General features: G+C 46.2%; 9 protein-coding genes, 1 tRNA gene and 2 pseudogenes. 10 read left to right on the forward strand and 2 right to left on the reverse strand.

Annotated elements, in window-relative coordinates; translation table 11 throughout:
* The 6 genes and pseudogenes from AB7U36_RS07535 to AB7U36_RS07560 all read left to right on the forward strand — a co-directional run.
* Positions 1-229 (forward strand): annotated as a pseudogene (locus AB7U36_RS07535) (ribosome biogenesis GTPase YlqF); the annotation flags it as partial.
* On the forward strand, positions 213-2,267 hold the full coding sequence (locus AB7U36_RS07540; protein WP_428159176.1) for a carboxy terminal-processing peptidase: 2,055 nt from the start codon (positions 213-215) through the stop codon (positions 2,265-2,267). The pseudogene AB7U36_RS07535 and the gene AB7U36_RS07540, both read left to right, overlap by 17 nt.
* A gap of 38 nt (positions 2,268-2,305) precedes the next feature.
* Positions 2,306-5,551 carry an AsmA-like C-terminal region-containing protein gene (locus AB7U36_RS07545; RefSeq protein ID WP_428159177.1) on the forward strand — a complete coding sequence of 1,082 codons (3,246 nt, stop codon included), beginning with the start codon at positions 2,306-2,308 and terminating at the stop codon, positions 5,549-5,551.
* Positions 5,541-6,347, forward strand: coding sequence for an acyl-[acyl-carrier-protein] thioesterase (locus AB7U36_RS07550; RefSeq protein ID WP_428159178.1), 807 nt, complete (start codon positions 5,541-5,543; stop codon positions 6,345-6,347). Before AB7U36_RS07545 ends, AB7U36_RS07550 begins: the two co-directional genes overlap by 11 nt.
* The gene (locus tag AB7U36_RS07555; protein ID WP_428159179.1) at positions 6,344-6,796 is read left to right on the forward strand and encodes a regulatory protein RecX; all 453 of its coding nucleotides are present in this window, start codon (positions 6,344-6,346) and stop codon (positions 6,794-6,796) included. Before AB7U36_RS07550 ends, AB7U36_RS07555 begins: the two co-directional genes overlap by 4 nt.
* 276 nt (positions 6,797-7,072) lie before the next feature.
* On the forward strand, positions 7,073-7,489 hold the full coding sequence (locus AB7U36_RS07560) for a PilZ domain-containing protein (RefSeq protein ID WP_428159180.1): 417 nt from the start codon (positions 7,073-7,075) through the stop codon (positions 7,487-7,489).
* 12 nt (positions 7,490-7,501) lie between these two features.
* Here AB7U36_RS07560 and AB7U36_RS07565 read toward each other — a convergent pair whose 3' ends face one another.
* Together AB7U36_RS07565 and AB7U36_RS07570 are read right to left on the reverse strand one after the other, a co-directional pair.
* Complete coding sequence (locus AB7U36_RS07565) at positions 7,502-10,333, reverse strand: M16 family metallopeptidase (protein WP_428159181.1); 2,832 nt, start codon at positions 10,331-10,333, stop codon at positions 7,502-7,504.
* A 66-nt stretch (positions 10,334-10,399) separates the two neighbouring features.
* Positions 10,400-12,304 (reverse strand): SurA N-terminal domain-containing protein, encoded by a 1,905-nt coding sequence (locus tag AB7U36_RS07570; protein ID WP_428159182.1) that lies wholly within the window; start codon positions 12,302-12,304, stop codon positions 10,400-10,402.
* 278 nt (positions 12,305-12,582) lie between these two features.
* Between AB7U36_RS07570 and AB7U36_RS07575 the strand changes: the two genes are divergently transcribed.
* The 4 genes and pseudogenes from AB7U36_RS07575 to AB7U36_RS07590 all read left to right on the forward strand — a co-directional run.
* Positions 12,583-12,658, forward strand: a tRNA-Ala gene (locus AB7U36_RS07575).
* Between the two features lie 283 nt (positions 12,659-12,941).
* Complete coding sequence (locus AB7U36_RS07580) at positions 12,942-13,244, forward strand: hypothetical protein (protein ID WP_428159183.1); 303 nt, start codon at positions 12,942-12,944, stop codon at positions 13,242-13,244.
* Between the two features lie 504 nt (positions 13,245-13,748).
* Positions 13,749-14,294: a DUF3334 family protein gene (locus AB7U36_RS07585; RefSeq protein WP_428159184.1), complete on the forward strand. Its 546-nt coding sequence runs from the start codon at positions 13,749-13,751 to the stop codon at positions 14,292-14,294.
* Between the two features lie 31 nt (positions 14,295-14,325).
* Positions 14,326-14,566 (forward strand): annotated as a pseudogene (locus AB7U36_RS07590) (Zn-dependent protease); the annotation flags it as partial.

The following is a 14,566-nucleotide window of genomic DNA, read 5'->3' on the forward strand; positions in this document are numbered from 1 at the left end:
CCCGGCCTGCCTTGTTGAGCGTTACCCGTTTTTAAATCCATTGCCAGGGGGGGCCCAGGCCCTTATCGAAACAGTGGGCAAAACCAGGGGATGTCTTAAAAAAGGCGGATATGTCGATTTTCAGAAAGCATCACAACTTATCATCAGGGATCTTCGATCCGGCAGGCTCGGCCGGATCAGTTTTGAAACACCAAAGGATATGGACGTAAACCATGACACAGATCAATAAACTTATCCACAGGCTTTGGGCTGTACTGGTCGTTGCCGCCTTTCTGTATTGCGCACCACGTTGCCATGCACAAATTGCCGAACTGACTTTCCAGGCTGATCAGTCCCAACAATGTATTGCCATTGTCAATGCCCTTGAGCGAGATCATTTTACCGGAAAAAAACTGGATAAAAATATGTCCGGCCAGGTGTTTGACCGGTATATCAAATTCCTGGATCCGGGCAGGCATCTTCTGACCCAGGCAGATTTAGATGAGTTTCAGCCGTTGAAACAGCTGATGTACAAATATCTGAAAACAGGAAACCTTGGACCGGCCTTTGAAATTTTCAACCTTTACCAGTCCCGCAGCGAACAGCGCCTTGAATATATTCTCGAACTTGCCAAATCCTGGCAGACCCGGATTGATTTTACTAAAAACGAAACCCTTGTCATTGACTATGATCATAAACCCTTTATCCGGGACACGTCAGGCCTTGAACCCCTGTGGGAAAAAGAGCTGAAAAACCATATCATTAATTTGAAAATAGACAAGACGCCTGATGACGAAATTTCCGAAACCCTGAAAAAAATCTATTCCAACCGCTTGTCCAGCCTGTCCCAGACACAGGCCCGGGATGTATTCCAGATTTTCATGAATGCCGTCACCATGTCCTTTGACCCCCATTCCCAATATTTTGCCCCGCGCCTGTCCGAAGATTTTGATATTCATATGAAACTGAGCTTAGAGGGCATCGGGGCGGTGCTGCAAAACGAATATGAGTACACAAAGGTAGTCCGCCTTATTGCCAAAGGTCCGGCGGACAAATCCCAGAAACTTGCACCCGGAGACAAAATCATTGGCGTGGGCCAGGGGCAGGACGGAGAAATCAAGGACACCATCGGCCAGCGCATTGATGATGTGGTCAAGCTGATTCGGGGACCCAAAGACACCTATGTGCGGTTAAAAATCATTCCTGCCAGAAAAGCCAATGTAACCGCCACCATCAGTATCAAGCGCGACGAGGTGAAACTTGAGGAACAGGCAGCCCAGAAAAAAGTGGTGGACGTGACCTCAAACAACCGGACCTATAAACTGGGTATCATTGAAATTCCAAATTTCTATATAGATTTTGACGCCTTTCACAGGGGTGACCCGGATTACAAAAGCACCACAGGAGACGTGACAAAGCTGCTGCTGCAGTTAAAAAAAGAAAAAATTGACGGATTAATTATTGATCTTAGGGATAATGGGGGAGGCTCGCTTAAAGAAGCCAACGATCTGACAGGACTGTTCCTTAAATATGGCCCCACTGTACAGATCAAAACAAAATTCAGGGTATCGCGCCTGTATGATGAAGATCCCCAAATTATCTACACAGGGCCTCTTATGGTGCTCATCAACAGGATGAGCGCATCGGCCAGTGAAATTTTTGCAGGCGCTGTCAAAGATTATCACCGGGGCCTTATTGTGGGCACCCGAAGTTTTGGCAAGGGCACGGTTCAGGAACTCAAACCCTTAGGGGACGGGCGACTGAAGATGACCTCTGCCAAATTTTACCGGGTCTCAGGTCAAAGCACCCAGCACAGAGGCGTTGAACCTGACATCTGGTTTCCCGAGATTTACAGGCCCAAAGATACCGGAGAGAGCGCCCTTGACGGTGCCCTGCTCTGGGACCATATTGACGCCACCCGTTATTCAGCATATGTCTCTTTGCAGCCCGTGATCAAACCCCTGGATGATGCCTATAAAAAACGGGCCGAAAAATCATTTGGGATCAAATATCTCACCCAACGGATTCAATTGGCGGAATCTTTGCGCGAACAAAAAAACCTCTCTCTGAATCTGGCGGACCGGCTAAAAACAGACACCGCTTTGAACAACGAGGAGCTGGCCCTGGAAAACAATTACCGGGAACAAAAAGGAGAAAAACCTCTGGCATCCCTGGAGGACATTGACCCGGAAAGGGAAGAGATCAAGGAGATCCTGACAGACCAGGCCCAATACATTGCTGCAGATTTTATTACGTTAAGCCGTAAAAACGGATATAACTGGCAGTAAGATCTGATTAATTTTTTTGCAGATATGAATGCATGGCCATGAACAGAAAACGCATACTGCGCAGTGCTGTTTTTTTTGCGGTAACCTTGACCGCCTGCGCAGCAGCTCTGCCCTTTGCCATTACCCCATTAATCAACACTGAACCGGTCAAATCACGTCTGGCCAGGGTTCTTCAGGACAAAACCGGCATTGAAGTCCGGTTTCATCAGTTAAACTTTATCCTCACCCCCCTGCCAGGTATCTGCATAACAGATATATCGGCACAGATTGACCCAGGAAACCAGGTTACAATCAACAAAGCGCTGGTGGAACTGGACCCGGACCAGCTGCTCGAATTCAAGACAACTGTAAGGCGCATCACCTTTCAATCCCCTGAACTGATCCGGAATAATGCTGTTGCCGGCGAAAATAAATCCACAGCGCCATTGGATATTGCCGCGTCTGTGCAGAACGGATTTGACCAATTACTTGCTCTGGCCCCCTCCGATACGGATCATCTGGATATTATTGTAACCAATGCCCGGTCAAATTATTTCAACGCCATGGACTGCCGGGTTCTGATGTCAGGCCGGGCACGGGCCGTGAATATCAAGGCGCAGATATCAGGACTTCGGCTGGAAACGCACACGATTCCCAGGCTTGACGCCGCACTTAAAGGTCGGATAACATGTTTTGATATCCCACATGTGTCCGTGGACTGCCGTCATGATGAAAACACCTTTCTTGCAGGCAATCTGAAAATCTCACCCCTTCGGGCTCATCTTGAATCGCCCAAGGACCACTGCATTGAAGCAAGGGAATTCGACCTTAAATTCACCCTGTCAAAAGAGAGGGCAACCGCGCACCTTGCACCCTTGGAACTTCTTTATCCCAAAGGCCGCGTTGGAATAGATGTATCACTTTCCCCCGGACAAGACACATCAAGCATTGAATTTACCGGGGAGCAGATTGATATCAGCCAGGCAAGACAAGTGTGTTTGCCGCTTCTCAAGGGTTTGGAAACATCTCAAATCCTGTTTGACATAATCAGGGCGGGAACCGCCCAAAAGATTACAGTGGGGTTTAAAGGCAACGACATACATCATCTGTTCAATGCAGCAAACCTTTATATAAAAGGCTGTGCAGATTTTGCCACAGTTAAAATCCCCCATGTCCCTGTCATTGTAGACAATGCCTCGGGTCAGGCAGAGATGAAAGACAGTGTGCTGAGCATTCATCCTAAAGGCGGCCGTGTTGGAAAAACCGTTATCACCGGTGGTGACCTTGATATCAATCTGGGTCATCACCACACGGTCCCATTTTCAGGAAAATTCCCCTTAACGGTCGATTTAGCAGAACTTCCTTCAGCCCTTGTCTCCCTGTTGCCGGATACGGGACTTGCCCGGGAAATGTCAAAGATATCCGGTCTGACCGGCCAGGCAGATGCGCTGCTTGAACTCAATAGCAGCCAAGCCCACAAAGACCTGGATGTGAAGGTCACAGCAGAAAACATCCAGGCAAACGGAAACTACCGGCGTCTGCCCCTGCCCATCCATATCCACAGCGGCTCTTTTCTTGTGGATAAACACGAAATTGTTCTGAAAAACATGTCGGGTACCCTGGGAAACAGCAGGATATCAAACCTTAATGCCGGTATTGATACCAGAGGGTCGACCCCCATGAATATAAAAAATATGGCCGCAACTATTAATCTGGAGCAGGCAGCACCCCTGGTTGATCTTTTCCCCGGGGCAAGGGAAAAACTTGGCCCGGTTAAAAATTTTTCCGGAATCATGGACATCAAAGACCTCAGGGTTGAAGGGCCCATGTTCTCGCCAAACCTGTGGCAGGTTCATATGACAGGCCAGGTGAATAAAGGAGCTGTTATCTTTTCCGGCAATGTCCAGGGGATATCCGGTCTGTTTTATAAATTCAACGCATCCCCTTCAGCAATAAATCTGTCGGACATTGCCTGTACCATTGAGGACGTCACCTGGCTTGAAAAGAAGATGCCACCGGAATATACACAAAGTATTGTCCTGCCCCTGGCACTGACCCGGGGACAGTTTGTGAAACAGGCAGACACCTGTCTGTTTCAGGGGCAGTTACTCACGACATCAGGTGCAAAGGTATTTTTCACGGCAGATGGTTCTGCCATGGACAAAATGATTCCTTCAACAGTGCGGATAGAGGATGGGGAACGAACCCATGCGGATATGACTTTTTATAAAAAACCGGAAATGCCAAGGCTTAATTTTTCCGGGCAACTGGATAAGGCAACCCTGGAAAACATGCTTTATCCGGATTCGTATCTTTACCGGGAACTTCAGGAGGTGACCGGTGAAAATGCGTTAACTGTTTCAACGGATAATACAGGCAACATCACCATAACTGCTGACAAGCTTAATCTTGATCCCCTTTTGTCCCCGAAGAAGACACCTGTCCCCCCCTCTTTACCGGGCCTTCCGGTAAATCAGAAACAGATTTCTATTAATGCCAACACAGTGAGCTATGAAAAGCGTATATACCAAGGGGTTCAGGTAAAGGTAACAATGAATCAGGCGGCCACGGATATTGATGTTACCCATGCACTGCTTTGCAGCCTTGACTTTTCAGGCCGGATAACCATTAATAATGACCTGGACAGGCCCGGGGTTTTAACCCGCTTTTTTTTAAATACAGATCAGGCAAAGGAGGTGTCGCTTTCACTCGGTTGTCTGACAGGCAGTCAAAGTGTTATTGAAGGAAGCTATACACTTGAGGGCGAACTTTCCGGCGTTGCACAAACTCTGGCCCTGGTAAAATCCAAACAGAACGGGCATCTTAATTTTAAGGCTCAGTCCGGTCGTATATATAAAGCCACGCTGCTTTCCAGGCTTTTATCCGTTGTTAATATCCTAGGCGAAACCGACCTGCGGCAGCAGGGGTTCGGATTTAAGACATTCACGGCCGATGCAGATGTAACACAGAGTGTGGTGCATATAAAAAATGCCTTTATTGATGCGGACAATATGGCCATCATTGCCCAAGGGTGGGCAGATCCGCTAAACGATGCCCTGGATATCAATTTTCTGGTGGCCCCGTTTAAAACCATTGATACCATTATTAAATATATTCCTGTTGTAAATACCATTCTTAACGGCCGCCTTGTCTCTTTTCCAGCCAGGGCCTATGGAAAAATATCAGATCCCACTGTGGTCCCCCTTCATCCGTCCGCAGTGGGAAAAGGACTGCTCAACCTTCTGGAGGATCTGGCCAGAACACCCGGCCGCCTGATTGACGGAGTGAAAGAAAATGAAAAATAACCCTGACATGTTTTCGCAAACATTTAATTTACCCTATTCCGCTTTAACCATCGGTGGAAGGCTCAAAATGGACTGGCTTTTAAATGTGTTCCAGAATGCAGCCTCAACCCAGTGTCATGCCCAAGGAATTTCCGGATTTGATATGGCCGAAAAGGATCTTAAATGGGTGGTGGCCCAATACCGGATACAGATTCACAAACCCATTGACTGGATGACGCCCCTGGTCGTTCAGACATGGCGTGCCCCCTGGAAAAACCTTTATGAGGTCAGGCAGTTCAGACTGATGACAGAACCGGAACACAGAGTGGAAAATCCCTGTCCCCTGGTAACCGCCTCAAGTATCTGGATATTAATAAAGGCCGCAAACAACAGGCCGGTAAGACTGGCCCCCAATATGCCGCCTGCTTTGATGAAAAACCCTGTGCAAGAACCTGCGGAACTGATCAAACCGGATGCAGATCTTGCCCATATTGACCATGAGTGCAGCTTTCCGGTTCATTTCCTTGATCTGGATCTCAACGAGCATGTGAATAACCGGGTGTATGTCAGATGGGCAGTGGAATCTTTACCCGGCACGTTAAACTTTGAATATACCCCGGTGACATGTGACGTGATCTATCAAAAGGAGGCCCTGCCCGGAGATATCGTGCAAAGCCGTATTTCAATGAACTTTGAAAATGACCTGCTGTTCACGGACCATGTCATTATCCGGCAGTCTTCAAATGAGAATCTGGCCCATCTGATGCTCACCTGGAAAAAAACAGGCACCCAACGCCTGTTTCATGTAAAAAAATGACCGTTGAAAAAGCGTACCAAAAGGCCCTGGGGTATCTATCAAAAAGCCCTAAAACCATCTGGCAGATGAAAAAATATCTGAGTGATAAAGAATATGATGCCAACATTATCGAGCAGGTTGTTGTGCAGTTGTTAAGCTTTAATTACCTTAACGACAGAGAATTTTCACGCCAGTTCATTGAAAGCAGAATCCGTTACAACCCCAAATCTGTTTTTGCCCTTGGATTTGAACTGTGTAAAAAAGGCATTGACCCGGTACTTGCCCAAGAACTGTTAACTGCATATAAAGACGAAGAACTCGCATTAAAAGCTGTTGAGACTAAAAAGCAGGCCTGGAACCGGCTGGATGAAACTGAATGCAGAAAAAAAATGATGAACTATCTGCGTTACAGAGGGTTTGATTACAGCGTGTGCCAGACAGTATGGCAGATATTTCAATCAGAGTCATAAGGAAATACACGCCCCTGACTGCATAAACATTGTCTTGGTTTGGCACTTTATTTACACAAATATAATGAAATAACTTTCATAATATCAAAAAAAAATTTATATTTGGCCTAATAAAAGCAGGATGATATTTTTTTATTTACCCGCAATTATGGCCGTTTAGAGCCTCTTACATAGGACAGAAGCACAGCCACTAATTGAAGCATGAATATTGCATTGCTTATCCGAAGGCAAAAAGACAAAAGGGAATTTTTAACACTGAACGTTGAGGATTTACTTATGGTCGGAAGAAAAAGAATCATCGAACGTCGAAGAAACAAACGATATAAAGCGGTGGAAGGTGCCTATGCAGCCATCAGCCCCAATTCGAAGAGACTTGGTCAAATTATCGATATCAGTATGGGCGGGCTGTGTTTCAAATATATAGACACCGCAAACAAACCAGAAGAGCCCGAAAACAGAAACGAAGAGTCTATTTTCTTAAGCAGCATAGGATATTATGTCGGCGATCTTTCCTTTCAGACCATTGCCGACTATGAAATAACGGATACACCGTCATGCATCGCAATGAAAGTCAGAAAGCGGCATGTCAAATTTACCGATCTTACGCTTAAACAGCTGTTTGATCTGCACTATTACCTGAAAAACAATGCGTCGGAACAGGTAAAACCACTTCCAGATCAAAATAAATCCTGATATTGGTTTTGATTATGGACCTGAAGGCAATACAAGGATAAGTGCCCGGTTTGAAAGGGGCAGGTACTGACGGGCCAAATCGGTTAATTCCCCGGCCCTTATGCCTGAAAATCCTGAAATCAGCGTACCGGCCCATTCAAGGCGTTCCGGATATCTGAAGGAATTGGCCATCACAGAATCCAGCCAATAGGTGTTTTCCCTTTTAAGGTCGTTAAGATGATTCAGTAACGGTTTTTTGACAAAATCAAGCTCCCTGGGGCTGACACCGTTTTCCAATACATCTTTTATTTCATTGATAATCCGATCCCTTATTGTATCCTGCATCCCAGGGGCTATCTTCACCACAAAATTCATCACCCCGTAGCCGTCATATATCATGGACGGCGCATTATATACATACGGCGAATAGGAGGCCCCAAGATCTTCGCGTACTGAATTGCGCAGGCGCTCGGATAACACCTGGGCCAACACGGACAGCTTCCGCGTCTTCATAATATCCCAGAAATCATCTGTCGGGAAAGCCAGACAAATGACACCCGTATCTGTCAATCTGGTATCCGGATAGATCTTAAGCGTCTCACCCTTTGGAAATACCGGCCCAGGCCCAAGCGGCTCCAGAGATATTGCAGGGGTGCGTGATTTCATTGCACCCAGATAAGTTTTCACCAGTTTTTTTATTTCACCGCAATTCATATCACCTGAAATGGAAATCTCCAGAGGCGAATTGGAAAACTCCGGGCCAAGCCATGAAGACAGGTCATCAATGGTAATACTTTCTAATTTTGCAGGGTCAGCAAGACCGAACCTTAAGTCCCCTCCGGCCAGAAACCGGGCTGCCTGAATCTGCATAGCCCCGTCAGGTGTCCGCATATTTCTCTCATAATCCTGACGATACCGGACTTTTTCAAGAGCCAGACTTTTGGCCCTGAATCCGGGATCGTTGAAATACGCATATAATAATTGAAAGACCAGTTCAGCATCCTTTAAGGCTGCCTGGCCTGACAAACGGCAGTGGTTTTCTTTTATATCAAATGAAAGACTGATATCCAGACCCGAAAGCGCGGCTTTGAGCTGTTCCTGGTCCAGACTTCCAAGCCCGCTTGAGTTCACTGTGGAAACAGCAAGGCTGTCCAGCCCGAAAAACTTTTTTGGTATGCCCAGGCGGCCCGAACCAAAAACGGCTGTAAAAAATAGCCGGCCCTTTTTAAAATCCGTCTGTTTCAAATTTACGTGAATATTATTGGCCAGTTTCATCCGGCAAATACCAAGACCGTTAACATTGTCCTGAATATTCACCACCTGGGCCCGGGCCTCCGGCAGAACAAGGTATGGAAAGCTTTTTGGGCTTTTTTGAGCATATGGCAGAACCGCAAGGTCCTGACTGCGGTTATATACTTTCAGTATTCGGGCTTCAGCGGTCTCCATGGCAGGCAGGTTGCCGGTAACCATGACCAGACGATGATCATCAGGCCAATTGTTTCTAAAAGCCCGGTTCACCGTTTCGATGGAAAGCGTTTTGATAAACGGGGCAAGAATACCTTGTTCCTGCCCAGGGGACAAGAACAATTCCCTATGGTTAAGTGCGGCTAAAAGTTGTTCTGAAATTGCGCTGGAATTGCGGGTTGCAGCCGCTTGTACCGCTGCATCCAACGCACAGAGAATCTCTGCCTTTACCCGTTCAAGTTCGGCCTGGGAAAAACCAAATTTTAATGCCTGTTTAAGGCTTTGGGACAACTGTTCAAGGCAATTCTCCCAATCCCCTGGATCACATTCTGCCTGGACAGCAGCGGTCTTGACATGTCTCAGATACGTCCCTGAATAAACCTGGGCCCCGGTAAATCCGCCGGTCCGGACCTGAACCATTCCTGACAACCGGTTCTGAAATATCTGGTCTGCAACATACAGAACCGTATCCGCAAGCATCCGGTCCACGGTTTCAGCGTCAAAGGGTTCAAAAGAGATATGCTCAATGGTCACTTCTGTGGTCCCGGCCTCAGGCTCGGCATAAAAAAAAGGCTTTACCCCCGTGTGGGGTGTCCATGGGATATCAGGGCAGGTTACCGGCAGATCAGAACGGGCTTTCATGGATGAAAAAGCCTTGGTGATCAACGCCTTTGCAAGCCCTGTATCAAGATCCCCAACAACAACCAGTGCCATATTATCCGGCCGGTACCACCGGTCATAAAAGCCTTTAAGTTTTTCCCGGTTCGCGCCTTTAATGGTTGTTTCAACACCAATGGGCATTCTATCCGGGATAATGGAACCCGGTAGTTCAAAGGCAAGTGTTTTTTTTAAGGTTCTGAAAGACACCGAATCACGTTCACGTTTTTCGGCCAGAATAACTCCTCTTTCCCTATCAATTTCAGATTCAAGAAGAAGCGCATCCTGGGCATAATCCTTTATAACCACAAAGACGTCTTCAAGGCTTTTTTGATCCCCGCCAGGCAGAACCAGATCATAAACAGTATTAAAATAGGAGGTGTGGGCATTGGCATCATGTCCGAAATCCATGCCGATTGACTGAAAATGTTTTATAAGTTCACCCGGCTTAAAATGCCGGGATCCGTTGAACATCATATGTTCAAGATAATGGGCAAAGCCCTGTTCCTGATTTTGTTCCAGGGCAGAGCCTGCAAAGACATCAAAATGGATCTGCACCCGGTTCTTCGGGGTCTTATTTTCCATGATCAGATACCTGAAACCATTGGGAAGGGTTCCGGTAACCAGTGCGGGATCGCAAGGCGAAATACGGCCGGACGACAGGGCTGCATTCCGGTGAAGGCAGGAGGACACTGCCCATATAAGGGCAAGCAGGCACACAAAGGCAAGGTTTGACCGTTTCATGGAGACAAAGCTTATGCTGGCAAAAGAAGAAAAGGCAGCAATGAAAATCCCATATCTGATTGAATATCAGTCAATAATATCGGTATTTATCCGGATATCAGCCTTCTCTTTCCGTGCTGTCAGCCATTGAAAATAATAGGCCTGCTGTTTTCGTGCTTCAATGTTCTGCTTCACGTTATCAAGATTATCGGCAACGGCAGCTGCATCAGGTGCCTGTTTTTCCTTTAGGCTGATCATGTAAAATTTTCCGAAAGCTTCAACAACTTGTTTAAAAACAGGATGTTTTTCATCAAGGGTAAAGGCGGCTTCCGCAATGGCCGCAGATCCGGTAATACCGGGCACAGCTTGATTGCGGGTAAACATTTTACTTGTTTCAACCTTAAGATGATTGTCGTTGGCAAGTTTTTCAAGACTTGCGGCATCATTACCTGATTTTTCAAGCATTGACTCAGCGGCTTTCTTGGCTGCCTGTTTTTGCAGGTCAGCAGTCAATGTATCGGCAATTTTATCTTTTACATCTTCATAGGCAAGCACCGCCGGGTCTATCTTTTCAAGCACATGCATCAAATAATAATTATTTTTGATTTCCTTAACTTCACTGATCTCATTATCAACCAGGGAAAAGGCTGCAGTGGCGAACTGACCGGGATCTGAAAGGCCCATATCCTTAAGTTCCGTTCCCAGGGCCGTAAACGCCGGGGTGGTTACAGGGGCTTTGGCTGCAACCAGGGCAATCTGCTCAAAGGAATCACCGTTAAGCACCGCATCATAGGCATCCTCAGCCTTATTATAAGCCAGATCTTGGGCCTGGCTTGAAGCCAGCTCCTTTTGGATATATGCCCTGGCAGTCTCAAAAGGCGTCACGTTTTCAGGGATTCTATCTGTCACCTTAATAATGTGCCACCCGTAAGGGGTTCTTACAGGCTGTGAAATATCACCGGCTTTCATGGCAAATGCGGCATCAGCAAAAGGTTTTACCATACTGGTTTTGTCGAATCGGCCCAGGTACCCGCCGCTGGCAGCAGACGGTCCCTGGGAATAGGTCTTGGCAAGTTTTGAAAAATCTTCCTTGTTAACTGCTTTCTCATAAACGCTTAGGGCCGCTTCTTTGGCCTTGGCCACGGTCTGCTCATCAGCGTTTTCATCCACCCTTATCAGGATATGACTGGCTTCAACCTGTTCCGGCGTGGTAAAACGTGCCAGGTTCTGATCGTAAAAATCCCGGATCACAGTTTTGTCAATCTTGACCTGATCCTCAAAATCCTCAGGCGCAAACACGAGGAATTCCACTTTGCGTTTAGGTTCAGACATGTACAGATCATGATGATCGTCATACTGGGCACGAATCTGCGCTTCGCTGGCAGTGACGCCGGAAAATGTTCCCGGATCAATCAGAATATAGTTAATACTGGCTTTTATATTGTTAAACGAATACCAGGCTTGGGCTTCCCGGTTTCCTACGGTGATGCCGTTGATCACCATACGCTGGAGTTTGGTGTTTCTGATGGTTTTGCGCTGCATGGCTTCAAAGGTTTCAGGGGTCATGGCGTTCTGGCCAAGCACCCGCTTGTACAGATCCATATCAAAGGCACCGTCTTTCTGGAATGCCTTGACTGACAGCAGATCCTGTTTCAGCTCCTCGTCAGAAACAACAATTTTTAACTTTTGGGCCTCAATTTCCAGAATTTTTTGGTCAATCAGGCTGTTCACTGCATGCTGTTTAACATTCAACGATTTTATCAAATCATCATCCAAAGAGGTGCCGAACTGCTGCTGAAGGCGCTGAATCATGCGTTGATATGCATCACGGTATTCGGCAAGGGTGATGGCCTGGTCATTAACCGTGGCCACTTGATTGTGTTTGCCGGCGTTCATACTGCCAACACCTAAAAATACAAACACAATAATAATGATGCCCAGAAAAAACTTTATGATCCAGTTTCCCGTATTTTCACGAAGGTAACGCAGCATTCCTGTTTAGCTCCTTGACCCGATTCTGTTTCAATATTATTTATTTAAATCACAACCCTGGATGGCAGTAATCCATCAACGCCTAAATTCATCCCACACAAAACATGAAAGTAATCTAATTATTAGGACTTTCATATAAAAGAGCAGGGAATAGTATCGTTTCTCACCAACTTGTGTCAATAAAATATTCTAAGCCTTCAACCTTAATCCGTTTAAAAAAACATTTTTTTGTATTGACACGCCATGCTGTTTCTATTATACATCTATCACTCTTTTGTGGGGCTGTAGCTCAGCTGGGAGAGCGCATGGCTGGCAGCCATGAGGTCAGGGGTTCGATCCCCCTCAGCTCCACCATTACCCAACCGTTATTAATGGTTTCTAAAAATGCCTGAACAGTCTGGATTGATAAATGATCTGGACTTTTTTATTGCTATTTATACATCATTTGAATACCTTACCTGCACCAGTTCCTGGGGTTGGATTATCCACAAAACCTTTTTGGTTCGGGCTTGTCCAGGTTAGGATTCTGAGTTTAAGTAGTTGACGGCCAACCTGTAATTACCGTATGCTTTTAAAAGTTTTTTTTGGTACCCAAATGTTGGGGTACCCCAATTATAAATAAATAAAGGAGATAACGATGAAAACCAAGATGAGCGTGCTGATTGTCAGTTTTATTTTTCTTTTTGCAATGAGCGTTGCCGGCTGCGGAGAGCAGGACAAGCCCAAACAAGCCCCCAAAGCACCTGAAGTTGAAACCTCAGCACCTGAAGCTGAGACCCAAGCACCTAAAGCTGAAACTTCAACACCTGAAGCTGAGACCCAGGCGATTGAAGCTAAAACTTCAACACCTGAAGCGGAGACCCAAGCAATTAAAGTTGAAACCATAGCACCTGAAACAGCTGCGGAACCCCAGAAAGACTCGGCTGAAGAAAAAAAATGAACCCGATTCTATCTATGTCGGCCCGGGGTAATTACAGGTGGTCCCAAGCCCCTGAACTGGGCCAAAGAGTGGATTGTTAAATGGAAAGACGGGCTGTCCCAGGCTCGGATCGCTGTAAACCAGACTGACCCTTATTTTTATGACAGTTAAGCCCCCCTGCCGGGGGGCTTTTTTTTGGTGTTAGGTTCTGTATTTAAAGAGGAAGGTCTCTGCTTCGGCATTGCCCCGGGCCTGGTTAGGGACAGTATATAAACGGATTGAAAGATAAGAATTTGACATTTCAAACTGTTTTGTCCATAATCCGGAAATCGCCAGAACATTACCCGGCCGGATAAGCCGACGCTATACCGGGGAGGCGTCAATGTCATAACCTTAAGCATTGAGTATTCTATTTTACCATGAAGGACATGAAGCGCATGAAGAATATATACCGAAAAATTAATCTTCGTGTTCTTCATGCGCTTCATGGCTGTAATTTTATGTGACATTGAGGAAGGAGACACAATGGAAATGTCAACAAACCAGTCCATTGACAGCATTGCCAAAATTTTCCTGAAAACCACCCAGAACACGCTTAAAAAAAGCACTGGTAAAGAAATAAATTACGCCAACACCATTCAGAAGATCACCAGGGTATCCATGATGCCGGATCTCACCTGCTTTGTCCAGTTCGGCGGAGACTATATGGGGCTTGTGATTTTCAATTTCAGTGATGAAGCTGCCTTTGAAATTTACAGGCAGTACATGATCAATATGGGCATGCCCGAAGATGAGCTAGCCACCTCCATTTCCGACCCTGAAGTGGCAGATACCATTGGGGAGATTACAAACCAGCTCATGGGGCAGCTGATAAAGTCCGTAGAAGAAAAATATGACCTGAATGCCTATTACGGCCAGCCCAAGGCATTGACCATCAGTTCGGCCATCTCCCTGTCCATTAACGACACTTACACGGAAAACCGCCGACTCTCCTTTAAAATCAATAACTATATCTTCCGCATTGAAATAGCCATGGAGGATACTGAGTTTATCGATGTAGCCGGCCTCTGACAAAACCGTCAAAAAAGAGTTCTGAGTAAACATGAGACGATTTAAACAAGCTGTAAGCCTCATTCTGGTTATTGTGATTTTAATCCCTGCTACCAGCTTTGCCATCTCCATTCCCGATGAACTCAAACTTGGCAAAGAATATTTACAACTCATCAAAGACAAAGGCGTCATTCTTCATGACCCCGTTGCCCAGAAGATGATCGATATTGTGGGCTACGCCATTGTCAAACCATTGCTGCCCCAACCCTTTCATTTTAATTTTTTCATGATCA

This window comes from Desulfobacter sp. (assembly GCF_050177295.1).

Coding starts and splice junctions, on each gene's coding strand:
- AB7U36_RS07540 (WP_428159176.1), top strand. CDS start 213: ATGACACAGATCAATAAACTTATCCACAGGCTTTGGGCTGTACTGGTC.
- AB7U36_RS07560 (WP_428159180.1), top strand. CDS start 7,073: ATGGTCGGAAGAAAAAGAATCATCGAACGTCGAAGAAACAAACGATAT.
- AB7U36_RS07550 (WP_428159178.1), top strand. CDS start 5,541: ATGAAAAATAACCCTGACATGTTTTCGCAAACATTTAATTTACCCTAT.
- AB7U36_RS07580 (WP_428159183.1), top strand. CDS start 12,942: ATGAAAACCAAGATGAGCGTGCTGATTGTCAGTTTTATTTTTCTTTTT.
- AB7U36_RS07570 (WP_428159182.1), bottom strand. CDS start 12,304: ATGCTGCGTTACCTTCGTGAAAATACGGGAAACTGGATCATAAAGTTT.
- AB7U36_RS07585 (WP_428159184.1), top strand. CDS start 13,749: ATGGAAATGTCAACAAACCAGTCCATTGACAGCATTGCCAAAATTTTC.
- AB7U36_RS07545 (WP_428159177.1), top strand. CDS start 2,306: ATGAACAGAAAACGCATACTGCGCAGTGCTGTTTTTTTTGCGGTAACC.
- AB7U36_RS07555 (WP_428159179.1), top strand. CDS start 6,344: ATGACCGTTGAAAAAGCGTACCAAAAGGCCCTGGGGTATCTATCAAAA.
- AB7U36_RS07565 (WP_428159181.1), bottom strand. CDS start 10,333: ATGAAACGGTCAAACCTTGCCTTTGTGTGCCTGCTTGCCCTTATATGG.